Source organism: Ramlibacter sp. (assembly GCF_013697775.1).
GTDB lineage: Bacteria > Pseudomonadota > Gammaproteobacteria > Burkholderiales > Burkholderiaceae_C > Ramlibacter.
Genome location: NZ_JACCWG010000463.1, coordinates 1 through 25,223, shown reverse-complemented (window position 1 = coordinate 25,223; position 25,223 = coordinate 1). Strand labels below are relative to the sequence as shown.

Below are 25,223 nucleotides of genomic sequence, written 5' to 3'. Positions count from 1 at the left end.
CAGCACCGCGCCGGATTCGCGCATGCGCGCGGCCGGCGGTGCATCGGCGGCGGCCGGCACCAGCGCGGTGGCGGCGGTGCCCACGGGCACCGGGTCGCCCTGGGTGGCGATGTTTTCCTTGATGGTGATGGGCACGCCGTCAAGCGGGCCCAGCGCCGCGCCGCGCAGCCAGCGCGCCTCGCTGGCGCGCGCCTGCTCCATCGCCTGCTCGGGCCGCGGCAGGTAGAGCGCCTGCAGGTGGTGTTCCCAGCGCTCGATGTGGCCCAGCACCGCGCGGGTGACTTCCACCGGCGAGATGGTGCGCTGGCGGTAGCCGTCCACCAGCGCCGTCGCGCTCAGTTCATGCAGGGCGTCGGGCATGGTCGGCTCCGCTCAGGCCCAGGAGATCGACGACAGGTCGTTCACGAAGACCGGCATGTCCTTCCACAGGCCGCGCACGCCCTTGTTGGCGATGGTCACCCATTGCGGCTGGTACAGGTAGGCGTGCACGGCGTCGTCGGCCAGCAGCCGCTGGATGTCGGCCAGCAGCTTGGCGCGGTCCTGCGCACGGGGCGAGTTCTTGTACTTGGTGTACAGCTCGTCGAACTTCGCCGAGTGGTAGCCCCAGTAGTAATCGGGCTTGGAGAAGTTGCCCAGGTCGAACGGCTCGACGTGGGAAATGATCGTCATGTCGTAGTTCTTCGGGCCGCCGTACACGTTGGACAGCCATTGCGCCCATTCCACGTTCTGCAGCTTGGCATTGATGCCGACCTTGGCCAGCTGCGAGGCGATGACCTCGCCACCCTGGCGGGCATAGGGTGGCGGCGGCAGCGTGATGGTCACCTCCAGCGGCCCGGTGATGCCGGCTTCCTTCAGCAGCGCCTTGGCGCGCTCGGGGTTGTAGGGATTGACGCCGGTGGCGTCCACGTAGCCGAAGGCGCCCGGCACGTAGTAGCTGCCGATGGGCACGCCATAGCCTTCGCCCGCGCCCTGGATCACTGCCTTGCGGTCGATGGCGGCGGTGATGGCGCGACGCACGCGCACGTCGTCGAACGGTTTCCTGGCGTTGTTGAGGGCCAGGATGGTCTTGGCGCGCGAACCGGACACCAGCACCTGGAATTTCGGGTTGCCCTGCAGCTGCGGCACGGCACGCGGCGTGACGCGCGGGAACACGTCCACGTCGCCGGCCAGCACGGCGGCCACCTGCGCCGCCACGTCGGGGATGAAGCGGAAGCTCACGCGCTTGAGCTTCACGTTGGCGGCGTTGCGGTAGCCGTCCCACTTGGAGAGCACGATGGACGAGCCCTTGACCCAGTTCTCCAGCTTGTACGGGCCGGTGCCGGTCGGTTTGGTGTTGTTGCCCTCGGCGCTCTTGGGCTCCACGATGATGGCCGTGGCCTGGCCCATCAGGAACAGGAAGTCGGGGTCGAGTTCCTTGTTCAGGATCACCACCGTGTGCTCGTCCACCGCCTGCGTGGTGATGTTGGCGAAGGTGCGCTTGTCCTTGTTGGTGCTCTTCTCGCCGCCGGCGCGGTCGAAGGAGAACTTCACCGCCTGGGCGTTGAACGGCTCGCCGTTGTGGAACTTGACACCTTTGCGCAGCTTGAAGGTGTAGCTCTTCAAATCGGGCGACACCTCCCAGCTCTCGGCCAGCAGCGGCGTGACGCTGCCGTCGCTGTTGATCTTGGTCAGCGTCTCGTAGATGTTGTAGAGCGACACCTCGGCAATGGAGGACGCGGCGCCGGCAGTCGGGTCCAACCCCGGGCTGGGCTCCAGCGCCATGGCGATCACCAGCGCGTCCTTGCGGCCCTGCGCGAAGGCGCCGGCGGCGGGAAGGGTGGCCAGGGCGGCAAGGGAAGCCGAGTGCGTGAGCATGCTGCGACGCTTGATCATCTTGTGGTGCTCCGAAGGGAAGAGAGAAGAGAGACAGTTTTCAGCTGAACAACCATCATCCCCGAGAGTTCGCGCTGAAGGCAAGAGGGATTTGCTTATTCGGCGGGCACCCCGGCGACAGCGGACGCGGCCATGGGGGGCTCGGCTTGCGGAACAGCTTCAAGCAGTGTGCGCGTGTACGGGTGCTGCGCGTTCGTGAACAGCTGCTCCGGCGGACCCTGCTCGACGATGCGGCCCTGCCAGAGCACGGCCACGTCGTCGCACAGGTGCTGCACCACCGCCAGGTCGTGGCTGATCAGCATGTAGGTGATGCCGAATTCGGTCTGGAGGTCCTGCAGCAGGTTGAGCACCTGGGCCTGCACCGACACGTCGAGCGCGCTGACCGGTTCGTCGGCCACGATCAGGCGCGGGCGCGTGACCAGCGCGCGCGCGATGGCGATGCGCTGGCGCTGACCGCCGGAGAACTCGTGCGGGTACTTGCCCAGGTCGGCGGCGCGCAGGCCAACCGATTCCAGCACCGCGCGGGCGCTCTCGCGGCGCGCCTCGCGCGGCACGGGGCCCTGCGCCGCCAGCGGCTCGGTCACGATGCGTTCCACCGTCTGGCGCGGGTCCAGGGAACCGTAAGGGTCCTGGAACACCATCTGGAAATCGCGCCGCGCCTGGCGCAGTTCCTCGGCAGGCAGCGCGTGCAGGTCGCGGCCCAGCATGCGCACCTGCCCCGAGGTGGGCTTGTCCAGCGCCATCACCAGGCGCGCCAGGGTGGACTTGCCGGATCCGGATTCGCCCACGATGCCCAGGCTGCGCCCGGCCTGGATGGTGAAGCTCACGCCGTTGAGCGCATGCACTTTGCCGGGCGCGCGCAGCAGCTTCTCGCGCGGCAGCGTGTACTCGCGCACCAGGTTGTCGACCTGCAGCAGCGGTGCGGTCATCGTGGCTGTTCCTCCCTCTCCCCCTGGGAGAGGGCTGGGGTGAGGGCGTCCTTCTGCGCGGCCTCCGCCGCCACCGCGTCCAGCCGGATGCAGCGCACCCGGTGGCCCGGCTCCACCTCGTACGGCGGCGGCACGGTCACGTGGCACTCGGAAACAGTGAAGCGGCAGCGCCCGGCGAAGGGGCAGCCGGGCGGCAGGTCCACCAATTCCGGCACGCTGCCGGCGATGGTGGCCAGGCGCGTGCCCTTGGCCGTGCGCAGGCCGGGCCGCGCGGCGAACAGGCCGAGCGAGTAGGGGTGCATGCGGTGCGCGAACACGGCGCCGGTCGGCCCGCTTTCCACCACGCTGCCGCCGTACATCACCAGCATGCGCGCCACGTTCTGCGCGATCACGCCCAGGTCGTGCGAGATCAGCAGAAGGGCCATGCCGCGCTCGGCCACCAGTTCGCGGATCAGCTCCAGGATCTGGCGCTGCACGGTGACGTCCAGTGCGGTGGTCGGCTCGTCGGCGATCAGCAGCTGCGGCCCGCAGGCCAGCGCCATCGCGATGGTGATGCGCTGGCGCTGGCCGCCCGAGAACTGGTGCGGATAGGCGTCGATGCGGCGCGCCGCATCCGGAATGCCGACGCGGTCGAGCAGGCGGATCGCCTCCTTGCGCGCGTCCGCCGAGCCCATGCCGCGGTGCAGCCGCAGCGGCTCGGCCACCTGCCGGCCGATCGGGTGCACCGGGTTCAGCGCTGTCATCGGCTCCTGGAAGATCATGCCGATGCGGTTGCCGCGGATGGCGCACATGGCGCGTTCGCCGCGGCCCACCAGTTCCTCGCCCTCGAAGCGGATGCTGCCGGTGACCTTGGCGTTGTCCGGCAGCAGGCCCAACAGCGCCATGACGGTGATGGACTTGCCGCAGCCGGACTCGCCGATCAGCCCCAGCGCCTCGCCGCGCTCCAGCGTGAAGCTCACGTTGCGCACCGCGTAGGCGGGGCCCCGGTGGGTCTGCAGCAGCACCGAGAGGTCGTGGACTTCGAGCAGGGGGCTGGCGTTGTCCATCATCGCCAAGCCTCCCGCCGGGCCGCCCCAAGGGAGGCTTGCACCCCCTCGGGGGGCAGCGACAGCACGCAGTGCGGAGCGTGGGGGCTCATCGTTTCCTCGCCAGGCGCGGATCGAACAGGTCGCGCAGGCCGTCGCCCAGCAGGTTCAGGCCCAGCACTGCAAATGCAATCGCAAGGCCGGGGAACACCGCGAGCAGCGGCGCCTGCAGCAGCATGGTCTGTGCCTCGCTCAGCATGCGGCCCCACGAGGGCTGCGGCGGCTGCGTGCCCAGGCCCAGGTACGACAGCGCGGCCTCGGCCAGGATGGCGATGGCGAAGCGGATGGTGGCCTGCACGATCAGCACCGAGCCGATGTTGGGCAGCACGTGCTCGATGGTGATGCTGAACGTGCCCCTGCCGCAGGCGCGCGCCGCCAGGACGAACTCGCGGCTCCACACCGCGTTGGCCGAGGCGCGCGTGATGCGCGCGAAGATCGGGATGTTGTAGATGCCGATGGCGATGATGGCGTTGACCATGCCGGGGCCGAACACGGCGGTCAACATGATGGCCGACAGGATCGCCGGGAATGCCAGGCCGAAATCGGCCACGCGCATCACCAGCTCCTCCACCCAGCCGCGCCGGGCCGACGCCAGCAGCCCGAAGCCAGCGCCGGCCAGCAGGCCGATGCTCACCGCGATCACGCCCACCGCGATGGACGCGCGCGCGCCCACCAGCAGCAGCGAGGCCACGTCGCGCCCGTACGGGTCGGTGCCCAGCCAGAACCTGCCTCCCGGGCGCAGCAGCTTGGACGCCATGTCCACGTCGTACGGGTTGTGCGGCGTCCACACCAGCGAGACGAGGGCCGCGAGCGCCAGCAGCAGGGTCAGCACGGCACCGAGCACGAAGCTGGGATGGCGCGCCGCGCGCTTCCAGAAGCCGGCGCCGCGCGCCGGCGGCGCGACGGGCACCGGCAGGGTGGCGGTGAGATCGGGGCCGCTCATGAACGTGGCCTCATGGAAATGGCCTCATATGTCGCTTGCCTTCACGCGCGGATCGATCGCCGCATACAGCAGGTCCACCACGAAATTGACGACAACCACCATGGCGGCCAGCAGCATCACGCAGTTGCGCACCACGATGATGTCGCGGTTGGAGATCGACTGGAAGATCAGCCGCCCCAGCCCCGGCAGGTAGAACACGCTCTCCACCACGATGGTGCCGGCCAGCAGCTCGGCGAATTGCAGGCCCATGATGGTGATGACCGGGATCATGGCGTTGCGCAGCACGTGACCCCACAGCGTGCCGGTGCGCGACACGCCCTTGGCGCGCGCGGTGCGCACGAAGTCCTCGCGCAGCACCTCCAGCACCGCCGAGCGCGTGATGCGCGCGAGGATGGCCGACTGCACCACGGCCAGGGACAGCGCCGGCAGCAGCAGCGCCTGGAGGGCGGGCCACCAGCCGTCTTCCCAGCCCGGAAAGCCGCCGGCGGCGAACCACTTCAGGTGCACCGAGAACAGCATGATCAGCAGGATGGCGAACCAGAAATTCGGGATGGCGATGCCGATCTGCGTGAGGCCCATGATGCCGACGTCGCCGGCCTTGTTGTGGCGCGCCGCGGCGTAGACGCCGGCGGCCAGCGCCAGCACGGTCGTCAGCGCCATGGCCATCACGGCCAGCGGCACGGTGAGGGCGAGCCGCTCGAGCACCAGCTCGCCGACCGGCGTGCTGTAGGCGTAGCTCAGGCCCAGGTCGCCGTGCAGCATGCCGCCGACCCAGTCCCAGTAGCGCAGCAGGGCGGGCCGGTCCAGGCCCAGCTTGGTGGCCATGGCGGCCACGGCGTCGGGCGAGGCGTCCGGGCCCATCAGGATCTGGGCGGCGTTGCCGGGAAGGATCTCCAGCACCAGGAAAACCACGACGGAGGTGCCTACCAGCGTGGCGACCAGGGTGATGAAGCGTTTGAGAAAGAAAAGACCCATCGCCCGGCGGATAATGCCAGAAGTGAAAAGCGCAGGATTCCGGCCATGGCTCTGATGATCACCGACGAGTGCATCAATTGCGACGTCTGTGAGCCGGAATGCCCCAACCAGGCCATCTTCCTTGGTCCGGAGATCTACCAGATCGATCCGCACAAGTGCACCGAGTGCGTCGGCCATTTCGACGAGCCGCAGTGCGTGCAAGTGTGCCCCGTGGCCTGCATCCCGCTGAACCCGGAATTCTCCGAGAGCCGCGAGACGCTGCTGCAGAAATACCGCCGCCTGACGGCGCGGGCGCCCGATGCGGTGCCCCCGGGCTCAACCTGATTTCTTTTTGGCGGAGTGCTTCTTCGCGTCTCCGGCGCCGTGGTCCTTGTGCGTCGGCGCCGTGGCGTGCTTGGACCTGCCGTGCTTGGGCTTCTTGCCCTTGATGATGTTCGGTGGATCGGCTTGCGGCGATCCTGCCGTCGCCTGCGGGCGCGGCACGATCACCGGCGGCGCGGCCCGCTTTTCCTGCGCGAGCCGCTCCTTTTCCAGCGTTTCGGCCGCCCGGGCGTTGCGCTGCGCGGCGGCCGTGGTGTCGGCGGCCTGCGCCGCGCTGCGCGGATCGGCGGCGTCCACCGCGGCGCCGCCGGGGCAGGGCTTCTGGCTGTAGCTGTTGCCGCAGCGGTAGACGGTCTGCGCCGATGCGGTGCCGGCGCCGAGCGCCGCGAGCAGCAGCACGGCGAGGGTGGTGGTTCTGTGGTTCATCTGTCCTCTCCTCCTTTTGTGTGAAATCAGCTGTCCACCGGACGCGGCGGCTTGGGCCGCGGGGCCTTGTGGGTGTGCACCACCAGCGTGGCCTTTTCCATGTCGCCGTCCAGCATGGCCGGCACGGCCTTCAGCGTGCGCGCCACGCACTCCTCGAGGCCGGTGCGCTGCTCGGGTGCGGGCTTTTGCAGCACCCAGTCGACCACCTCGGACTTCACGCCCGGATGGCCGATGCCCAGGCGCAGCCGCCAGTAGTCGCCGGTGCCCAGCTGCGCATGGATGTCGCGCAGCCCGTTGTGGCCGGCGTGGCTGCCGCCGAACTTCAGCTTGGCCTGGCCCGGCACCACGTCCAGCTCGTCGTGCGCGACCAGGATTTCCTCAGGCGCGATCTTGTAGAAGCGCGCCAGCGCGGCCACCGCGCGGCCCGACAGGTTCATGAAGGTCTGCGGCTCCAGCAGCCACACCGTGCGGCCCTGCACGTTGGCGCGCGCCACCAGGCCGTGGAAGCCCTTCTCGGGTGCGAGCGACACCTTCAGTTCGCGCGCCAGCGCGTCGACCCACCAGAAGCCGGCGTTGTGGCGCGTCGCCTCGTACTGCGGACCGGGATTGCCCAGGCCGACAAACAACTTGATCATGGAGCTGGATTAGAAAACAAAAACGGCCCGCCGAAGCGGGCCGTCGTTGCGTACGCGGCACGGATGCCGCGCGCGTCCTTACTTCTTGGCGGGCGCCTTGGCCGGAGCGGCTTTGGCATCCTTCGCCGGAGCGGCCTTGGCGTCCTTTGCGGGCGCCTTGGCGGCTGCCTTGCCGGCCGGCTTGGCAGCAGCAGCATCGGCGGCCGGCGCGGCGGCGGCTTCGGCGTTTGCGGACTCTTCGGCCGCGGTGGTCACCACCGACACCAGCACCGGGTTCGGCTTGCCGTGCGTCACGGCCTTCACGCCCTTGGGCAGCGTGATGTCGTTCAGGTGCAGCGACTGGCCCTTCTTCAGGTCCGACAGGTCCACCTCGATGAATTCCGGCAGGTCGGCCGGCAGGCAGGAGATGTCCAGCTCGCTGATGACGTGGTTGACCAGGCAGTGTTCCAGCTTGACGGCCTGGGACTCTTCCTCGTTCTTATAGTGCATCGGCACCTTCATGTGCAGGCGCGTGTTGGCGTCCACGCGCTGGAAGTCCACGTGCACGATCTGCGGCTTGTACGGGTGGTAATGCACGTCGCGCAGCAGCACTTTGCCTTCCTTGCCGCCCAGTTCCATCTCCAGGATGGAGGAATGGAAGGCTTCCTTTTTCAGGGCGTGCCACAGCGCGTTGTGATCGAGCTCAATCAGTTGCGGCTGGCCTTCGCCACCGTAGACGATGCCCGGCGTCTTGCCGGACGTGCGCAGACGGCGGCTCGCACCCGTTCCCTGCTTGGCGCGCTCGAAAGCGACGAATTTCATAACGTTCTCCAAAATCAGAAAGCCCACCGCGACCAGTGTGGCTTTCGCTTCAAAAGGAGCTTCTAAACGAAGCCCCGCGGGTGCTCAGAACAGGTTGACCTGGTCCGAGAAAAGACTCATCACCGACTCGCCCTTGGCGATGCGCTGGATCGTTTCGGCGATCAGCGGCGCCACGGTGAGCTGGCGGATCTTGCCGCAACCGCGCGCGGCGGCCGACAGCGGAATGGTGTTGGTCACGACGACCTCGTCCAGGGCCGAGCCCTTGGCGATGCGGTCGATGGCCGGTCCCGAGAAGATCGGGTGCGTGCAATAGGCGTAGACGTTCTTCGCGCCGCGCTCCTTGAGCACCTCGGCGGCCTTCACCAGGGTGCCGGCGGTGTCGATCATGTCGTCCATGACCACGCAGTTGCGCCCGTCGATCTCGCCGATCACGTGCATCACCTCGCTCACGTTGGCCCGGGGCCTGCGCTTGTCGATGATGGCCAGGTCGGTGCCCAGCTGCTTGGCCAGCGCGCGTGCGCGCACCACGCCGCCGACGTCGGGCGAGACCACGATCAGGTCTTCGTATTTCTTCTGGCGCAGGTCGCCCAGTAGCACCGGCGACGCGTAGATGTTGTCCACCGGGATGTCGAAGAAGCCCTGGATCTGGTCGGCGTGCAGGTCCATGGTCAGCACGCGCGCCACGCCCACCGTCTGCAGCAGGTTGGCCACCACCTTGGCCGAGATCGGCACGCGCGACGAGCGCGGGCGGCGGTCCTGGCGGGCATAGCCGTAATAGGGGATGACGGCGCTGATGCGTTCGGCCGAGGCGCGCTTGAGCGCGTCGACCATGATCAGCAATTCCATCAGGTTCTCGTTGGTCGGCGCGCAGGTGGACTGCACCACGAAGACGTCGCGCGCGCGCACGTTCTGCTTGATCTCCACCGTGACTTCGCCGTCGGAGAAGCGACCAACGTCGGCCGCGCCGATGGAGATGCCCAGGTGGGTTGCGATCTCTTCGGCCAGCGCCGAGTTGGCGTTGCCGGTGAACACCATGAAATCGGGGGTGTTGGAAGCGACCTGCTGCATTGCGTGCGGACCCAGCGGACTTTCAGAAACGTGCATCTATGTGCGCCGCGGCACGCGCTTGCGTGCCGCTTGGCGTATTTGGCAGGGGAGGAAGGACTCGAACCCTCGCATGCCGGAATCAAAATCCGGTGCCTTGACCAACTTGGCGACTCCCCTACACAGGTTGACGGCCTTTCAGCCGCCCACCGATGAATCGTCGCTGGGAGCCCATCCAGCCAGAGGATGGGCCTCCATATTGCTGCACTCCCGCACCTGCCATTCGGCCGGCGCCTGCCTGAGCCTGAGCTCACCGGGCAGCGGTACGAACACCGCGCTGCCCGAACCGGTCATGCGGCCCCGCAAGTCTTGCGAGGCCAGCCATTGCAGCGCCTGAATCACCCCAGGACAAAGCCGCTCGGCCACCGGCTGCAGATCGTTGGTACCGAAACGGTACGGGTTTGCAGCAAAGCCTGAAATTATAGCAGGGTCGCTGTTCCGCTTGAGAAGCGGATCGCCAAAGATTCTTCCTGTGTCCAGTCCGTGTGCCGGCTTGACCACGGCGAAGCGCGCGAACGGCAGGTCCAGCGGCGTGATCCGCTCGCCCACGCCTTCAACCCAGGCGTTGCGTCCGCGCAGGAAGAACGGCACGTCGGCACCCAGCGCCAGGCCGATGCGTTCCAGTTCGCCCAGTGTGAGCCCGAGCTGCCACAGGCGGTTCAGTGCCAGCAGCGTGGTGGCGGCGTCCGACGAGCCGCCGCCCATTCCGGCTTGCGCGGGAATGCGCTTGTGCACGCCGATGTGCGCGCCTGCCGGCGTGCCGGTGGCTGCCTGCAAGGCACGCGCGGCCCGCAGCACCAGGTCGTCGTCCGGCAATGCCACGGTGAGGTCTTCGCGGCTGAGATGTCCGTCGGCGCGGTGCTCGAAGTGCAGCGTGTCGTACCAGTCGATCAGCATGAAAGCCGACTGCAGCAGGTGCAAGCCGTCGGCGCGGCGCCCGAGCACGTGCAGGAACAGGTTGAGCTTGGCCGGCGCCGGAACGTCGTGGAGCGCTCGCATGGCGGCGCGGGTCAGCGCTCGAAGGCGACGCGCAGGTCGGCGACCGGCTGCGGATCCAGCCGGCGCGCATGGATGCGTCCCTGCGGCAGCTGCGTCAGGTTCACCTGCCAGCCGGGCACGGCGGTGTCGGTGCCGGCCAGCCAGTCGAACAACGCGGCGATCGGAATGGGCGTGCCGGTCGCGGCGGCTGCCAGCGCTTCGAGCGACGTGAACTGGCGGCCCTGCCCGCCGTTGTTCAGCACCGCGCCTTCAGCATTCCAGCTGAGCCTGGCAAGCGTCGAGCCCAGCGGGGAGAAGAGTTCGAGCTCGCCCGACTGCGCCGTGCCGCGCAGCTCGAAGCTTGCGGAGAATGACTGGCTTGCCTGGCCCTCGACTTGCAACGCGAGCCGGCCGTTCACCGCCTGCCCCGGCTGGAATTCTCCGGTCGCTGCCGTGGGGGCCCGCGGCGTGGCGCAACCCTGCACCAGCGCCAATGCCGCCAGCGCCACCGTCCAGTCGATGCATCGCCGGCGCAGGCTCACGGGCGGACCTTCAGCCGCTTGAGCGTCTCCTGCAGGGTTTCGCTTTCGTTGTTCATCAGCATGCCCTCGCGCCAGATGGTCTGTGCGCGGTCGCGCTGGCCCATGCTCCACAGCACCTCGCCCAGGTGCGCGGCGATCTCGGCGTCGGGCCGGCTCTTGTACGCCGTCTCCAGGATGCGCACGGCTTCCGTCTTGTTGCCCATGCGGAATTCCACCCAGGCCAGGCTGTCGCTGATGAAGGGATCATTCGGCGCGAACTCCAGCGCCTTCTGGATCAGCTGCTTGGCCTCGGGCAGGCGCATGCTGCGCTCCGCCAGGGAGTAGCCCAGCGCGTTGTACGCGTGGTGGTAGTCGGGCTTGGCGGCGATCAGCTGGCGCAGCAGCCGCTCCATGTCGGGCAGATCGTTGAGCTTCTCGGCCATCATGGCTTGGTCATAGAGCAGGTCCGGATCGGCGGGGTCCTTCTTCGCCGCCGCGCCCAGCAGCTCGTAGGCAGGCTTGTACTGCTTGAAATCCCGCAGCAGGCTCACTTCGGCCATCAGCTTCGCGCGCGCATCGCCGGGGTTGCGCTCGGGCAGCGACTGGATCAGCTTGCGCGCGTCTTCCAGCTTGCCCTGGCGCGCCAGCAGCGAAGCGCGGCGGCTCTGCGCGGCCAGCAGGTCCTGCGAGTTCTCGATCTTGTCCAGCCAGGCGCCGGCCAGCGGATAGTCCTTGCGCTTCTCGGCGATCTGCGAGAGCGACAGGTAGGCCTGCGCCAGCCCGCGGCTGCGTTCCTCGCCGCTGCGCTGCTGCTGCGCCAGCTCCACGTAGCGCTTGAGCGCGGCCTCGGCCTTGGGCAGCTGGTTGTCCTGCACGAACAGCGTGCCCTGCACCAGCCAGGCCTCGGGAAAGTCGGGCCGCTCGGTGGTCACCACCTGCAGCTGCTCCAGCGCTTCGGGGTAGCGCTGCGCATCCAGCAGCGCACGCGCATAGCCCATGCGCAGCTCGGGCAGCGGCTTGCCCTGCGCCAGGTACTGGCGCACCAGCGCCTCGGCCTGCGGCTGCTTGGCGTCCATCAGCTCCAGCGCCAGCAGCACCGGCCCTTCGGCCTGCGGCGAGAGCGCATGGCCGCGCCGGGCGGCTTCCAGCGCGCCCGCGCCGTCCTCGGCCAACAGGCGCATGCGGCCCACGGCGGTCCAGGCGGCGGCTCCATAGGTGCGGTCGGCCAATTGCTCGGCAAATGCCTGCTCCACCAGCGTGGCGGCGGCCTTCTTGTCGGCGGCGCGTGCATAGGCGCGCGGAATGGCGCCGATTGCCGCGCCGCGTTCGCCCGGTTCGGCCAGCGCGATCTCGGTCTTCAGCGGCTCCAACGTGTCGTCCACGCGGTTGAGCACCAGCAGGATCTGCAGCACATAGCGGTTGGCTTCGCGCGACTTCGGGTAGGCCTGCTTCCACGCACGCGCCGCCTGCAGGCCGGATTCGCCCGAGCGCGCCTGGAAGGCGATTTCCACGGCGCGCTGGTAGAGCGCCGCGTCGTTGGTCTTGCGCGCTGCATCCAGGATCAGGCTGAAGCCGGTGCCCGGGTCGTTGCCCTGCGCGTTCAGCTCGCCCAGCAGCAGCTGGTAGAACAGCGACGCATCCAGCGCGCTGGGCGGCGGCGGCGTGTCTTCCTGCTGCGCCTGCGCGGTCGCAAGCAGGGCCGGAACCAACAGCGCAGCCAGCGCCAGGCGGGTCGACAATTTCATGCGGCCCATAATAATCGAAGGCTTTTGCCACGAGCTGCGCCCTTTACGTAGGCGGGCGAAGATGCCGGACACCCATGCCCGAACTCCCCGAAGTCGAAGTCACGCGCCTCAGTTTCGCCGACCGCATCGCCGGCGCGCGCATCGAGTCGGTGCGCCTGGGCAAGCCGCTGCGCTGGCCGCTCGGCCGCGAGCCGTCCACCCTGGCCGGCCGCGAAGTCCTGGGCGTGCGGCGGCGCGGCAAGTACCTGCTGCTCGACCTCGACCAGGGATTGCTGCTGCTGCACCTGGGCATGTCGGGCAGCATCAGTTTCGCGCCCGCGCAACCCGAGGCGGGCGCGCACGACCATTTCGACCTGGCCACCACGCGCGGCGTGCTGCGGCTGAACGATCCGCGGCGCTTCGGCGCCGTGGTCTATGCCGAGAGCGAAGCCGATCCGGTGGCGGCCAAGCTGCTGGGCGGCCTGGGCGTGGAGCCGCTGGACGGCGGCTTCCACGCGGGTGACTTCGCCGCGGCGCTCAAGCGCCGCAACGCGCCGATCAAGCAGGTGCTGCTGGCCGGCGACGTGGTGGTGGGCGTGGGCAACATCTACGCGTCCGAGGCGCTGTTCCTGGCCGGCATCCGGCCGACCACGCGGGCGTCGCGCATCAGCGGCCCGCGCGCCGCGCGGCTGCATGCGGCGGTGCGGGAAGTGCTGGCGCGCGCGGTGGCCAAGGGTGGCAGCACCTTGCGGGATTTTTCCAACGCCCACGGCGAGTCCGGCTACTTCCAGCTGGAGGCCATGGTGTACGACCGCGCGGGCGAGCCGTGCCGCGTCTGCGGCAGTCCGATCAAGGCCATCCGCCAGGGCCAGCGCAGCACCTATTTCTGCCCGCATTGCCAGAAAACCTGAGTGTTTTCAAAGGGGTAGGGTGCTATAGTGAACCGTAGCACTCGAGGGCGCAGTGGGTACTTCCTTCAACGAACAATTCGACCAGCATGGCGCCTGGCGACGCGAATTTGCACTGCGGCTCAAGCTGCTGTCCGAATGGCTCAAGGACAACGACCTGCTCGATAGCGCGGTCGAAGAGCGGCTGCGCCGCCTCGAAGGCCAGATGCGCTCGGACAAGGTCATGGTGGCCTTCGTCGCCGAGTTCTCGCGCGGCAAGTCCGAGCTGATCAACGCCATCTTCTTCGCCGGCTACAAGCGCCGCATCATGCCGGCCAGCGCCGGGCGCACCACCATGTGCCCGACCGAGCTGGGCTACGACGCCGACGTGCCGCCCTGCCTGCGCCTGCTGCCCATCGAGACGCGGCTGCATCCGCAGCCGCTGATGGAGTGGCGCTCGGCGCCCGAGAACTGGACACGCATCGACCTGGACGTGAACGACCCGGCGCAGCTGGCCCAGGCCCTGGAAAAAGTGGCCGAGGTGCGCCGCGTGACCCAGGAGCAGGCCAAGGCGCTGGGTTTCTGGCACGAGGACCTGCCCGAAGACAACCCGCCGACGGGTCCGGACGGCCTGATCGAGGTGCCGCGCTGGCGCCATGCGCTGATCAACATCGCGCACCCGTTGTTGAAGCAGGGCCTGGTCATCCTGGACACGCCGGGCCTGAACGCCATCGGCGCCGAGCCGGAACTCACGGTCAACCTGATCCCCCAGGCGCACGCGGTGGTGTTCATCCTGGCGGCCGACACCGGCGTCACCAAGTCGGACCTGACCATCTGGCGTGAGCATCTGATTGCCGAGAATTCGCAGGCCGATGCGCGCCTCGTGGTGCTGAACAAGATCGACACCATGTGGGATTCGCTCAGCACGCCGATGCAGGTGCAGGCGCAGATCGAGCGGCAGCGCGCCACCACTGCGGAAATCCTGGGGCTGGCGCGCGAGCAGGTGATTCCCGTGTCCGCGCAGAAGGGCCTGGTCGCCAAGGTCAACGACGACGCCGCCCTGCTGCAGGCCAGCCAGCTGCCGGTGCTGGAACGCGCGCTCAGCGAGAACGTGATGGGCCAGCGCCGCAAGATCCTGCGTTCGGCGGTGGCCGGCGGCATCACCGAGCTGCGCACGGAAGCCGGACGTGCCCTCACCATGCGCCGGCGCGACATCGGCGAGCAGATGGTGGAGCTCAAGGGCCTGCGCGGCAAGAACCTGTCGGTCATCAAGCACATGCGCGGGCGCATCGAACAGGAGCAGGGCGACTTCGACGCCAGCGGCGCGAAGATCCACGCCGTGCGCTCGGTGCACCTGAAGCTGCTGCACGATGTGTTCGAGCTGCTGGGCAACAACACCTTGCGCACCGAGATGGCGGAGCTGACGCAGGCGCTGCGCCAGCCGGGCATCAAGCTGGGCGTGCGCAAGGCCTATGCGCGAACTTTCGAACGGCTGCGCCTGGGGCTGGCCAAGGCGCAGAGCCTGTCCGGCGAGATCCAGTCCATGCTGACCGGCACCTTCCGCCAGCTCAATGCCGAATACGGCTTTTCGCTGCAGGCGCCGCGCGAGCCGGACCTGGCGCGCTACGAACGCGACCTGGACATGGTGGAGCGCAGCCACAACCAGTACCTGGGCATGGGCAACGTGCTGCGCCTGGCGCAGCCGGAGTTCGCTGATCGCCTGGTGCGTGCACTGGCCACCCGCCTGCGGGTGGTGTATGAATCGGCGCTGGGCGAGGTGGAGCTGTGGAACAAGTCCGCCGCCGCGCAGCTGGATGCGCAGCTGCGCGAACGGCGCCGCAATTTCAGCCGCCGCCTGGAAGCCATCGAGCGCATCCAGCAGGCCGCCAGCGGCCTGGACGAGCGCATCGACGAACTCGACGGCCAGGACCGTGCGCTGACCGGCCTGGACACCAAGCTGGCCGAGCTCACCTCGCACCTGACCGAAGGCCCGGTGCCAAGCAGCGCCGACAACGCCGCCTCGCTGCGCAAAACGGCCTGAATTCCGCGTGAGTCCGGGCGCGCGTTCGACAGCCGACGTCGCCGGCCTGGTGGTGCGCTGGCAGCGCACGCACGGGCGCAACCAGCTGCCGTGGCAGAACACGCGCGGCCCCTACCGCGTGTGGCTCTCGGAAATCATGTTGCAGCAGACGCAGGTGAGCGTGGTGCTGGACTACTACCCCCGTTTCCTGGCCCGCTTTCCCGACGTGCGCGCGCTGGCCGAAGCGGACCTCGACGACGTGCTCGCCCTGTGGAGTGGCCTGGGCTACTACAGCCGCGCGCGCAACCTGCACCGCGGCGCGCAGGAGATCGTGGCGCGCTTTGGCGGCGCATTCCCGCCCACCGCCGAAGCCTTGCAGACGCTGCCCGGCATCGGCCGCTCCACCGCCGCGGCCATCGCGTCGTTCTGCTTCGGCGAGCGCGTCGCCATCCTGGACGGCAACGTCAAGCGCGTGCTCACGCGGACGCTGGGGTTCGGCGACGACCTTGCGGTCGCGGCCAACGAGCGCGCCTTGTGGGCCAAGGCCGAAGAACTGCTGCCGCGCGATGATCTTGCCGAGGCGATGCCGCGCTACACGCAAGGCCTGATGGACATCGGCGCCACGGTCTGCCTGCCGCGCAATCCGAGCTGCCTGATCTGCCCGCTGCAAACGGTTTGCGTCGCCACGCGCGAAGGGCGGCCCGAGGCTTATCCGGTGAAAAGCCGCAAGCTCAAGCGCAGCGCGCAGTCGCTGTGGCTGCTGCGCGCGCACACGGCCGACGGATCGGTGTGGCTGCAAAAGCGCCCGACGCCCGGCGTGTGGGCAGGGCTGTACTGCCTGCCACTGTTCGACAGCCGCGAAGCGCTGGAAGACGCGCTGCCACCCAAGGCCCGGCGCGGGCTGCGCGATGCCGAACCGTTCGTGCACATGCTCACGCACAAGGACCTGCACCTGCATCCGGTGGAGGCCGCGCTGCCCGCGGGCGACTGGCGTGCCGGCCAGGAGGGCGGCTGGTTCAGCCCGGCGCAATGGCCGCAGCTGGGACTGCCGGCGCCGGTGCGCAGGCTGCTGTCGGCCTAGAGTCGTCTCAGCCGACGATTTCTCGGTGCCGCTTGAGCGTGGTCCAGCGCTCGCCGAGAGTCGCCGTCAGCCGCTCCACCAGGTACACCGAGCGGTGCTGGCCGCCGGTGCAGCCGATGGCCACAGTCACGTAGCTGCGGTGGTTGCGCGCCAGCGGCTCCAGCCAGCGCTGCAGGAACTGCGCGATGTCGGCATACATCTGCTGCACCTCGGGCTCGTTCTCCAGGTAGGCGACGACCGGCGCGTCCATGCCGGTCTGGTCGCGCAGCGCAGGCTCGTAGTACGGGTTGGGCAGCATGCGCACGTCGAACACATAGTCTGCGTCCACCGGAATGCCGCGCTTGTACGCGAACGATTCGAACACCAGCGTGAGCTGCGACAGCGGCGCCGACAGCAGCGACTTCACCTGGGCCTGCAGCTGCGCGGCACGCAGCACGCTGCTGTCGATCACGTGCGCCTGTTCGCGCAGGTCGGATAGCAGTTCGCGTTCCAGCTCGATGGCATCGACCAGCGCGCGCTGCCGGTCGTGCTTGTCAGTCTTTTCCTCGCCGCGCGCAAGGTGGCTGAGCGGGTGGCGCCGCCGCGTTTCGGAAAAGCGCCGCACCAGCGTGTCGGTGGTGGCGTCGAGGAACAGCGGGCGCACTTCCACGCCCTGGCGCCGCAGCTCGCGCAGCTCGGCCGGTACCAGCGGCAGCGAAGTCGCGCTGCGCACGTCCATGGCGATGGCCACGCGCATGGCGCCATGCTGCCGCTCCAGCGCCACGAAGGACAGCAGCAGCTCGGGCGGCAGGTTGTCCACGCAGTAATAGCCGGCGTCCTCCAGCGCGCGCAGGGCGACCGATTTGCCTGAACCGGACATGCCGGTGATAAGGATGAGCTCCATGCTGGCCGCCTTGGGCTCCTTGGAGGAGGGTGCGCTCATGGCCGTGGCGCCGCGTCCGCGGCCTTGTCGCCCAGCATTTCCTTCGCGTGGGCCAGGGTGGTGCCGGACAGGCGTTCGCCGCCCAGCATGCGTGCCACTTCGGCCACGCGTTTCTCGCCTTCCACCGGCGTGACGGTGCTGGCAGGGCCGGCCGCATCGGCGCGCTTAGCGACCACCAGGTGGTGGTCGGCGCAGGCGGCCACCTGCGGCAGGTGCGTGACGGCCATCACCTGGCGGTCGCGCCCCAGCTGCTTCATGAGGCGGCCCACGGTTTCGGCGACGGCGCCGCCGACGCCCGAATCCACCTCGTCGAAGATCAGCGTCTGCGCCGTGCCAAGGCGGCTGGTGGTCACGGCAATGGCCAGCGCGATGCGCGACAACTCGCCGCCCGAGGCCACCTTGCCGATCGGCCGCGGCGTGGTGCCGGCATGGCCGGCGACCAGGAAGGCGACATCTTCCAGGCCGGCAGCCGTGGGCTGCGGGCTGGCTTCCAGCACGGCTTCGAAACGGCCGCCCTGCATGCCCAGGCCCTGCATCGCCAGCGTGACCGCTTTGGCAAGCTGCGGCGCGGCCTTCGCGCGCGCCTTGGAGAGCTGTTTCGCCTCGGCCAGGTAGGCCTCGCGTTCCTTTTTCTCGGCCTGCTCCAGCGCGGCCAGGTCGGCGGCCGCGTCCAGGCGGGCGAGTTCATCCTTCCAGGAGGCCAGCAGCGCCGGCAGCTCGGACGGCTGGCGCTTGTAGCGCCGCGCCAGCGACAGCCACAGGCCCATGCGCGCATCGAGCTCGGCCAACCGCTCGGGATCGAGTTCGGTCTTGCGCAGGTAGGCCTGCAGCGAATGCGCCGCGTCCTCGGCCTGCGCCACGCTGGAGGCCAGCACTTCGGCCAGTGTCTGGAACTCCGGCTCCAGGTGCTCCTGCTCGCGCAGTGCGCCCAAGGCCTGGTGCAGCCCGCGCGTGGCGCCCGTCTCCTCGCCCTGCAGAGCCTGCAGCGCGTCCTGCGCCGCATCCAGCAGCGCCTGCGCATGGGCCAGGCGCGTGTGGCCGGCGTTCAGCTCGTCCCACTCGCCGGCGCCCGGCGCCAGCTTGTCGACCTCGCCGATCTGCCAGGCCAGGCGCTCGCGTTCGCGCTGCAGCGAGTCCTGCGCGCTGCGGGCATCGTCCAGCGCCTTCTGCGCCAGGCGCCAGGCCTGCCAGCGCTGCTGCAGCGGCTGCAGGGTGATGCCGGCATAGCCGTCGAGCAGGCCTCGCACCGCCTGCGGCCGTGTGAGGCTCTGCCATGCATGCTGGCCGTGGATGTCCACCAGCTGCTCGCCCAGCTCGCGCAGCTGCGTCGCCGTGGCGGGCCCGCCATTGACCCAGGCGCGGCTCTTGCCCTGGGCGTCGATGGTGCGGCGCAGCAGCAGGCTGTCGCCGGCCTCGAAGCCGGCATCTTCCAGCCAGGGCAGCAGCGCGGGGGCCAGGTCGAATTCGGCGCTGATGTCGGCGCGTGCCGCGCCTTCGCGCACCACGCCGGCTTCGGCGCGGCTGCCCAGCGCCAGCTGCAGCGCGTCGACAAGAATGGATTTGCCCGCGCCGGTTTCGCCGGTGAGCACCGAGAAGCCGCCGGACAGGTCGAGCTCCAGCTCGCGCACGATCACGAAATCGCGCAGCACGATGCGCTTCAATGCCATTGTGTGTTCAGCCTCCGCCCTCGTTCCAGTGCAGCTTCTGGCGCAGCGTGTCGAAGTAGCTCCAGCCGCGCGGGTGCAGGAAGCGAGCCTTGTGGTGCGAGCGGCGCACCGTGATGCGGTCGCCCTGCAGCAGCGAAGCGAGCGACTGCATGTCGAAATTGGCGCTGGCGTCGCGCCCGGACACCAGCTCGATGGCGATCTCCGCCGCGTCGGGCAGCACGATCGGCCGGTTGGACAGCATGTGCGGCGCGATCGGCACCAGCACCCAGCCCGGATTGGACGGATGCAGCAGCGGCCCGCCCGCCGACAGCGCGTACGCGGTCGAGCCGGTGGGCGACGCCACGATCAGGCCGTCGGCGCGCTGGTTGGCCACGAAGTGGCCGTCGATCTCCACCCGCAGCTCCACCATGCCGGAGGTGGCGGCGCGGTTGACCACCACGTCGTTCATGGCCAGCGCGTCGAACACCACCACGCCGTCGCGCACCACGCGCGCGTGCATCAGGGGGCGCTGGTCTTCCTCGTACTCGCCGGCCAGCATGGGCGGCAGCACGGTGCGGTATTTGTCCAGCGCGATGTCGGTGATGAAGCCCAGCCGGCCCTGGTTGATGCCCACCAGCGGCACGCCGGCGCGCGCCAGCTGGCGGCCCACGCCCAGCATGGTGCCGTCGCCGCCCACCACCAGCGCCAGGTCGCAGGCGCCGCCGATGCCGGCCAGGTCCATGGCAGGCCAGCCGCCGATGCCGGCATGCGTCGCCGTGTCGCGCTCCAGCACCACCGCGCAGCCCAGCGAGGCGAGGAACTGGGCGATGTCCTCCATGGCGGCGCGGGTGGACGACGCCTGCGCGGGCGACAGCGCGGCGTGGTACTTGCCAATCAGCGCGACCTGGCGGAAGACGGAATCCATATCTGTAATTTACAGCACGGGATGGATGCGAAGGCGCTTCACCGCTGCGCCCGTGTCATTGCTTGTTCGCCCGGGTCTCCTTCTGGGCGATCTTGCGCTTTTTCTTCGGGGGCTCGTCTTCGGACTGCGCATCGTCCTCGATGTAACTGATCATCGTCTTGGGGCCCAGGTGCTTGAACTCGTTGCGCTTGCGCTTCCACTGGCTGCTCTCGTTGGACAAGGCGACCAGCCGCTTCACGGAAGTTCGCGTGTAGAACCCGTTGAGCCCGTCGATCAGGTCCTGCACCCTTTGCTTCTGTTTCTGCAGCACCTTCTTCCGGGACGCCGTTGCGCCGGAGATCTGCCCCTTGATCTCGTCGCGCTTGGCGACCAGCAAGTTGCGCTTGCCCCGCAGGTAGCGCAGCTCGGACTGGGTGGTGCGGAAGTGCTTGAGGTGCACCTTGGACACCCGTCCGACATGGCGGTCGAGCTTGCCGCGGCGGCGCTTGTGCTTGGCCTCGGCCCTGGTCTTCGCCTTGCCCGTGAGGGTGCCGCGGTCGATCAGCTCTTTTTGCAGCGACAGCTTGGACAGCGTCCCGGTGGTGGCGACCCAGGTCTTGAGCCTGGGCTCGTTGTCCTCGATGTTTCCGGTTTCGTCCAGGATCGCGCGGCTCATCTCGCGCGGCAGCGGCTCTTCTTCTTCCGACGAGGACGAGTCCGCGTCGGAATAGCCGTCCTTGTCCGAGAACCTGGACAGGCCGATCGTGTCGCGCACGTAGCCCACGGCCTCCTTCCTGTTCTTCACCGTGGAGTCGTCGAAGCCTTTCATCAGGCCGGTCAATGCCTTGTTGAACAGCTGCCGCTGCCGCTTGTCCAGGTCGAGCCCTTTGGCCTCGCCGTCATCGTCTTGCGCCAGCTCCCAGGATTTCTTCAGGATCTTCTTCACGCACAGGTACACCGCCTTGTAGGCGGCCCCTTCGAGGGTGCTGTTCGGCAGTGGCCGGTTGACGTCCTGCAGCGCGGAAAAGGCCAGGGCCATGTCGTGCGGCCCTTTGGGATCTTCCGGGATGGTGCTTGCGAACCCCTCTTGCGCGTCGATCTCCAGCAGCCGGCCGGTCTTGCCGAATTCATGGTCGCGCGCGGCGTTCTCGTGCTCCCGGATGGCGCGCGCTTCGCGCTGGGACTTGGTTTCCGCTTTGGTGCTGGTGCGCTGGCGGCCCTTGAGCGGGGGGCTGTTGAAGCGGTGGTAGTGCAGGATGTGCTGGACCACCAGCTGCACGTCGACCGGCAGTTCGGCGGAAAAGCTGATCTCACCGCTCTCCCAGTCCGCCACCGCGGTTTGCGTTGCCTCGCGCACCTGCTGTTCGGTCAACTGGCTGAGGTCGGCATCGTCCAGGATCGCGCCCAGGTCGCGGTAGGAAAAGTCGCCCTTGGTCTCGATTTCTCCTTCGTCCGATTGCGACTCGCCGTCGCTTGCGTCGACGCCTTTCTTGCGCCCGCGCGTCGTCTTGGTCCTGGCGCGCTTGCCCAGCTCGACCAGCCTCTTCGCGGTGGACGAGCGCTCCGGCGGGAAGTTCGCCGCGGTGTCCAGCGTGGTGTGCAGCCGCCGGCCATCCTGCTTGATGGAATACTTCTCGCCGATCTGCCCTCGCTCGAGCAGGTCGTTCAGGTACTCGGCGCTCAGCGTGCCGTGGGTGCGCCCGTCGGTCGCGAGTTCGGCCAGCGCCGCCTGGAAGGCGCGGATCCCCTGGGCGGACGCACCGCGATGTCGGCCGTGCTTCCTGGCAAACGCGCGCGCGTCGGCTTCGCTGTCGATTTGCTGGTTGGCCGGCGTGAGGAACTGCCCCTGGACCACGCCCCTGGAGGGCTGGGCAGGCTCGCCGAAGAGCTGCCGCAGCTGTCCTGCCTGCCTGCGCTGGCGCGGGCTGGCGGCCAGGGCCTGGCTCCAGGCGCCGCTGTCGCCCGTGTCGTTGCCGGCCGGCTGCATGCGTGACCGTGCTTTGTCTCTCGCCTGGTTTGGCATCGTGCTGTTGCCGGTGCGGCAGGCCGCGGGCCGCAACTCCTCCGCTGGATGGGTTGAGCCGAAAGATAGCAGGATTGTCGAGCTGCGCACAGGGCCGCGGCGGCCGGACGGCCCGCGCCACCGTAGAATTCCCGCAGTCCCCAGGAGGGGCGCATTGCCATGCTCGACGACCGCGCCAAGTTGCTGCTGAAAGCCCTGATCGAGCGCTACATCGCCGACGGGCAGCCCGTGGGTTCGCGCACGCTGTCGCGCGCCTCCGGGCTGGAGCTGTCGCCCGCCACCATCCGCAACGTGATGTCCGACCTGGAGGAGCTGGGCCTGGTGGCCAGCCCCCACACCTCCGCCGGGCGCATTCCCACGGCGCGCGGCTACCGGCTGTTCGTGGACACCATGCTGACCGCGCGGCGCGAGGAGCTAGGCGCGCCCAGCCTGCCGCCGGACCAGCCGCAGAAGGTGATCGCCCAAGCGGCCCAGCTGCTGTCCAACCTGTCGCAGTTCGTCGGCGTGGTGGTGGCGCCGCGGCGCAGCTCGGTGTTCCACCACATCGAATTTTTGCGCCTGTCGGAGCGGCGGGTGCTGGTCATCCTGGTCTCGCCCGACGGCGACGTGCAGAACCGGGTGGTGCACACGCCCGGCGACTACACGCAGTCGCAGCTGATCGAGGCCTCCAACTACCTCAACGGCAACTACGCCGGATTGACCATCGAGCAGGTGCGCGAGCGCCTGAAGAACGAGGTCGAGCAGCTGCGCGGCGAAATCGTGCTGCTGATGCAGACGGCGGTGGACGCCAGCAGCGACGCCATGACCCAGGCGCATGAGGAGGTCGTGATTTCCGGCGAGCGCAACCTGCTGGCCGTGAGCGACTTCTCCAGCGACATGACGCACCTGCGGCGCGCCTTCGAGCTGTTCGAACAGAAGACCCAGCTGATGCGCCTGCTGGACATTTCGTCGCAGGCCGAGGGCGTGCGCATCTTCATCGGCGGCGAAAGCCAGATGGTGCCGTTCGAGGAGCTGTCGGTGGTGAGCGCGCCGTACGAGGTCGGCGGCCAGGTGGTCGGCACGCTGGGCGTGATCGGCCCCACGCGCATGCCCTACCACCGCATGATCCAGATCGTGGACATCACTGCCAAGCTGGTCGGCAACGCGCTCAGCCACAACAAGTAAGCGTGCCGGGTGGGCGCTCCTACAATGCCCGCTGGGGGGCGTTAGCTCAGTTGGTCAGAGCAGAGGACTCATAATCCTTTGGTCGTTGGTTCAAGTCCAACACGCCCTACCACCCGTCCAAATGGCCGCCCAACCGTGAAGCAATACTTTGGACTGTTGCATTCCGTTTTCACACGGGTTGAAACGGCTTGTAACCTCAGCCGTTTCTGGCTAAGGTGGGTGCATGCCTGCCGAGTCCTACTCCGAGGCAGTTGCGCAATTTCCTGAGACCGAGGCTTCGCCGCTCGAGTCCTCGTTCGGGCCATCAAGCCAGTTCGAGGCCGTTCGCGTCCAGGAACATGACGGGACCATCTCGACCTTCATGTATGCGCGGCTGCACAACTTCGCCGCGGTGTGCCAACGCCTGGGTGGCTCGGACCTCACCCATTTCGTCAACGACGTGCGGCGCATCGTGTCCACCGCAGTCGCCGCGCTGGGCGGCGAGATCGCACAGCGCCGCCCCGATTCCATCTTGTGCGTGTTCTCCCACCGGGCCGAGGACCGCACGCCCAACCACGCGCGCCGCGCCCTGCACGCGGCGGTGCTGACGGTGCACGAGTCGGTGCAGCTGGCCCTGCGCATCGCCGCGCGGCCCGACTGCGCCGGCCTGCCGCCGTTGGCCATGGCGGTGGGCGTGCACCTGGGCGTGGGCGAGGTGACGCCGCGCATGAACAAGACCCAGGGCATGGTGCACGCCGTGGGTGAGGCGGTGGAAATCGCGCGCCTGCTGGAAATGACCGCGGCCGACCTGCACTGGAGCGTGGTTACCTCGGGCGCTGCCCGCCAGGGTGCGGGGCCGCGCGTGGCCTCCGGGCGCAGCGGCTCGCTGGGGCTGCCGGACGAAACCTTCCTGGAAGTGGTGGAAATCGCCGGCTTGGTAGCGCGCGAAGGCTCCACCACGCCGGCCAGCTATTACGAAGCGCTGCGCACCTCGCTGCAAAAGAACCAGCAGCTGCTGCGCAGTGCCGCCCATGCCGTGGGCGTCAACCACCCCGCCAACATGCAGTACGGCGGGCCGCTGCTGATCGAAGGCTACCGGCTGCTGCGCAAGATCGGCGAGGGCGGCATCGCGTCCATCTTCCTCGCCCAGCCCGCCGCCGGCGGCGCCGCGCAGGTGCTCAAGGTGCTGCGCATCGAGGAAGCCGACGCGGTGATGGGCCTGCAGCGCTTCATGCAGGAGTTCGCGCTGCTGGCGCAGATCGACCACCCCAACGTGGCGCGCATCCACCGCCAGGATTTCTCCGCCGGCAACGCCTTCATCGCGATGGAGTATTTCCCGCTGGGCGACCTGCGTGCGCGCATGCGCCGCCCGCTCGACCCCGGCATCGCCATGTATTACCTGCGGCAGATCGCCGCGGGACTCGAAGCCATCCACCAGGTCGGCGTGGTGCACCGCGACCTGAAGCCCGATAACGTGATGCTGCGCCAGGACGGCACCATCGCCATCGCCGACTTCGGCGTGGCCAAGCAGGTGTCGATGCTGATGACCGACACCGGCGCGGGCGAGGTGGTGGGCACCCCGTATTACCTCAGCCCCGAACAGGCGCTGGGCCGCCCGGTGGACCGCCGCTGCGACATCTACAGCCTGGGCGTGCTGGCCTTCGAGATGCTCACCGGCGGCAAGCCTTATCACGCGGACACCGCGCAGGCGCTGCTGCAGCTGCACGTGCAGGCGCCGGTGCCGCAGTTGCCGCCCGCGCAGCGCAAGTGGCAGCCGATTTTGGAGCGGATGATGGCGAAGAACCCGGACGAGCGCTTCGACTCCGCGACCGCGCTGCTCGATGCGCTGGAGGCGCTGGAGTGATCGGGCTCGGTCCGCGAGGACAATCACCGTGGCGCGCCGGCGTGGCCGGCAAGGTGCTGGGGGACTACGTCCTGGAAGCGGTGATCGGGCGCGGGCGCGGCAGCACCGTGCATCTGGCGCGTTCGGCCGACGGTGCGCGCTTCGCGCTGAAGGCGGCACGGCGGCCGAAGGACTTCCGCGCCGAATTCGCGCTCGCGCGTTCGCTGCGCCATCCGCACGTGGTCGACGTGCAGGACCACGGCGACGACGGCGGCCAGGCCTTCCTGGTGATGGAGCATTGCGCGGGCGGCGACCTGGCCCGCCGCGCACCCGATCCCACCGACGCGGGCGCACTGTTCCTGCAAGCCGCCGAAGCGCTCGCGCACCTGCATGCCGCAGGCTGGGTGCACCGCGACGTCAAGCCCGCCAACCTGCTGCTG

At 68.7% G+C, this 25,223-nt stretch carries 24 protein-coding genes and 2 tRNA genes; 8 read left to right on the top strand and 18 right to left on the bottom strand.

Translation table 11 applies throughout. The annotated features are described in order from the left end of the window. From H0U68_RS23615 to H0U68_RS23590, 6 genes are all read right to left on the bottom strand, one after another. A partial coding sequence (locus tag H0U68_RS23615) for an amidase family protein (RefSeq protein ID WP_296359367.1) occupies positions 1 to 360 on the bottom strand: 360 nt, incomplete at its 3' end. A 12-nt stretch (positions 361 to 372) separates the two neighbouring features. Then, positions 373 to 1,872 carry an ABC transporter substrate-binding protein gene (locus H0U68_RS23610; protein WP_296359366.1) on the bottom strand — a complete coding sequence of 500 codons (1,500 nt, stop codon included), beginning with the start codon at positions 1,870 to 1,872 and terminating at the stop codon, positions 373 to 375. Positions 1,873 to 1,967: 95 nt separating this feature from the next. Next, a complete protein-coding gene (locus H0U68_RS23605; protein ID WP_296359365.1) occupies positions 1,968 to 2,801 on the bottom strand; it encodes an ATP-binding cassette domain-containing protein in 834 nt (277 codons plus the stop codon). Then, positions 2,798 to 3,847 carry an ABC transporter ATP-binding protein gene (locus H0U68_RS23600; protein ID WP_296359363.1) on the bottom strand — a complete coding sequence of 350 codons (1,050 nt, stop codon included), beginning with the start codon at positions 3,845 to 3,847 and terminating at the stop codon, positions 2,798 to 2,800. Before H0U68_RS23600 ends, H0U68_RS23605 begins: the two co-directional genes overlap by 4 nt. A gap of 88 nt (positions 3,848 to 3,935) precedes the next feature. After that, positions 3,936 to 4,829: an ABC transporter permease gene (locus tag H0U68_RS23595; protein ID WP_296359362.1), complete on the bottom strand. Its 894-nt coding sequence runs from the start codon at positions 4,827 to 4,829 to the stop codon at positions 3,936 to 3,938. Positions 4,830 to 4,853: 24 nt separating this feature from the next. Beyond that, entirely contained in the window at positions 4,854 to 5,804 is a 951-nt protein-coding gene (locus H0U68_RS23590; protein ID WP_296359360.1) for an ABC transporter permease, read from the bottom strand. 45 nt (positions 5,805 to 5,849) lie between these two features. On the opposite strand from H0U68_RS23590, the gene H0U68_RS23585 reads away from it, so the two are divergent. Next, positions 5,850 to 6,128, top strand: coding sequence for a YfhL family 4Fe-4S dicluster ferredoxin (locus tag H0U68_RS23585; protein ID WP_296359359.1), 279 nt, complete (start codon positions 5,850 to 5,852; stop codon positions 6,126 to 6,128). On the opposite strand, the gene H0U68_RS23580 is transcribed toward H0U68_RS23585, so the two are convergent. The 8 genes from H0U68_RS23580 to H0U68_RS23545 form a co-directional block, all read right to left on the bottom strand. After that, complete coding sequence (locus H0U68_RS23580; RefSeq protein WP_296359357.1) at positions 6,120 to 6,551, bottom strand: hypothetical protein; 432 nt, start codon at positions 6,549 to 6,551, stop codon at positions 6,120 to 6,122. The genes H0U68_RS23585 and H0U68_RS23580 overlap by 9 nt on opposite strands. Positions 6,552 to 6,577: 26 nt before the next feature. After that, the gene (gene pth, locus H0U68_RS23575; RefSeq protein ID WP_296359355.1) at positions 6,578 to 7,186 is read right to left on the bottom strand and encodes an aminoacyl-tRNA hydrolase; all 609 of its coding nucleotides are present in this window, start codon (positions 7,184 to 7,186) and stop codon (positions 6,578 to 6,580) included. 78 nt (positions 7,187 to 7,264) lie between these two features. Continuing rightward, complete coding sequence (locus H0U68_RS23570) at positions 7,265 to 7,987, bottom strand: 50S ribosomal protein L25/general stress protein Ctc (RefSeq protein ID WP_296359353.1); 723 nt, start codon at positions 7,985 to 7,987, stop codon at positions 7,265 to 7,267. 84 nt (positions 7,988 to 8,071) lie between these two features. Further along, positions 8,072 to 9,055: a ribose-phosphate pyrophosphokinase gene (locus H0U68_RS23565; protein WP_296359351.1), complete on the bottom strand. Its 984-nt coding sequence runs from the start codon at positions 9,053 to 9,055 to the stop codon at positions 8,072 to 8,074. A gap of 79 nt (positions 9,056 to 9,134) precedes the next feature. Beyond that, positions 9,135 to 9,211, bottom strand: a tRNA-Gln gene (locus H0U68_RS23560). An 18-nt stretch (positions 9,212 to 9,229) separates the two neighbouring features. Then, positions 9,230 to 10,090 (bottom strand): 4-(cytidine 5'-diphospho)-2-C-methyl-D-erythritol kinase, encoded by an 861-nt coding sequence (ispE, locus tag H0U68_RS23555; protein WP_296359349.1) that lies wholly within the window; start codon positions 10,088 to 10,090, stop codon positions 9,230 to 9,232. Between the two features lie 11 nt (positions 10,091 to 10,101). Then, positions 10,102 to 10,611, bottom strand: coding sequence for a lipoprotein insertase outer membrane protein LolB (locus H0U68_RS23550; protein WP_296359348.1), 510 nt, complete (start codon positions 10,609 to 10,611; stop codon positions 10,102 to 10,104). Further along, on the bottom strand, positions 10,608 to 12,335 hold the full coding sequence (locus H0U68_RS23545; RefSeq protein WP_296359346.1) for a tetratricopeptide repeat protein: 1,728 nt from the start codon (positions 12,333 to 12,335) through the stop codon (positions 10,608 to 10,610). The genes H0U68_RS23550 and H0U68_RS23545 overlap by 4 nt, the downstream gene beginning before the upstream one ends. 74 nt (positions 12,336 to 12,409) lie before the next feature. Here H0U68_RS23545 and mutM point away from each other — a divergent pair, with 74 nt between their 5' ends. The 3 genes from mutM to mutY are packed head-to-tail and all read left to right on the top strand — an operon-like array spanning position 12,410 to position 16,302. Then, a complete protein-coding gene (gene mutM, locus H0U68_RS23540; RefSeq protein ID WP_296359344.1) occupies positions 12,410 to 13,225 on the top strand; it encodes a bifunctional DNA-formamidopyrimidine glycosylase/DNA-(apurinic or apyrimidinic site) lyase in 816 nt (271 codons plus the stop codon). Positions 13,226 to 13,277: 52 nt separating this feature from the next. Continuing rightward, on the top strand, positions 13,278 to 15,242 hold the full coding sequence (locus tag H0U68_RS23535; protein WP_296359342.1) for a dynamin family protein: 1,965 nt from the start codon (positions 13,278 to 13,280) through the stop codon (positions 15,240 to 15,242). A gap of 7 nt (positions 15,243 to 15,249) precedes the next feature. Beyond that, positions 15,250 to 16,302 carry an A/G-specific adenine glycosylase gene (gene mutY / locus H0U68_RS23530; protein ID WP_296359341.1) on the top strand — a complete coding sequence of 351 codons (1,053 nt, stop codon included), beginning with the start codon at positions 15,250 to 15,252 and terminating at the stop codon, positions 16,300 to 16,302. A gap of 7 nt (positions 16,303 to 16,309) precedes the next feature. Here the strand turns inward: mutY and rapZ are convergent, their stop codons facing one another. Genes rapZ through H0U68_RS23510 form a run of 4 tightly spaced genes read right to left on the bottom strand, consistent with a single transcriptional unit; the run spans position 16,310 to position 21,761 of the window. Continuing rightward, positions 16,310 to 17,224: an RNase adapter RapZ gene (gene rapZ, locus H0U68_RS23525; protein ID WP_296359340.1), complete on the bottom strand. Its 915-nt coding sequence runs from the start codon at positions 17,222 to 17,224 to the stop codon at positions 16,310 to 16,312. Continuing rightward, on the bottom strand, positions 17,221 to 18,891 hold the full coding sequence (gene recN / locus H0U68_RS23520; RefSeq protein ID WP_296359338.1) for a DNA repair protein RecN: 1,671 nt from the start codon (positions 18,889 to 18,891) through the stop codon (positions 17,221 to 17,223). Before recN ends, rapZ begins: the two co-directional genes overlap by 4 nt. Before the next feature lie 7 nt (positions 18,892 to 18,898). Further along, positions 18,899 to 19,795 carry an NAD kinase gene (locus H0U68_RS23515; RefSeq protein ID WP_296359336.1) on the bottom strand — a complete coding sequence of 299 codons (897 nt, stop codon included), beginning with the start codon at positions 19,793 to 19,795 and terminating at the stop codon, positions 18,899 to 18,901. 55 nt (positions 19,796 to 19,850) lie between these two features. Next, positions 19,851 to 21,761: a hypothetical protein gene (locus tag H0U68_RS23510; RefSeq protein ID WP_296359335.1), complete on the bottom strand. Its 1,911-nt coding sequence runs from the start codon at positions 21,759 to 21,761 to the stop codon at positions 19,851 to 19,853. 195 nt (positions 21,762 to 21,956) lie between these two features. Between H0U68_RS23510 and hrcA the strand changes: the two genes are divergently transcribed. From hrcA to H0U68_RS23490, 4 genes are all read left to right on the top strand, one after another. Further along, positions 21,957 to 22,961, top strand: coding sequence for a heat-inducible transcriptional repressor HrcA (gene hrcA / locus H0U68_RS23505; protein WP_296359333.1), 1,005 nt, complete (start codon positions 21,957 to 21,959; stop codon positions 22,959 to 22,961). A gap of 35 nt (positions 22,962 to 22,996) precedes the next feature. Next, positions 22,997 to 23,073 (top strand) — tRNA-Ile (locus H0U68_RS23500). Positions 23,074 to 23,184: 111 nt separating this feature from the next. Beyond that, positions 23,185 to 24,804 (top strand): protein kinase, encoded by a 1,620-nt coding sequence (locus tag H0U68_RS23495; RefSeq protein WP_296359331.1) that lies wholly within the window; start codon positions 23,185 to 23,187, stop codon positions 24,802 to 24,804. Between the two features lie 41 nt (positions 24,805 to 24,845). Continuing rightward, a partial coding sequence (locus tag H0U68_RS23490) for a protein kinase (protein WP_296359329.1) occupies positions 24,846 to 25,223 on the top strand: 378 nt, incomplete at its 3' end.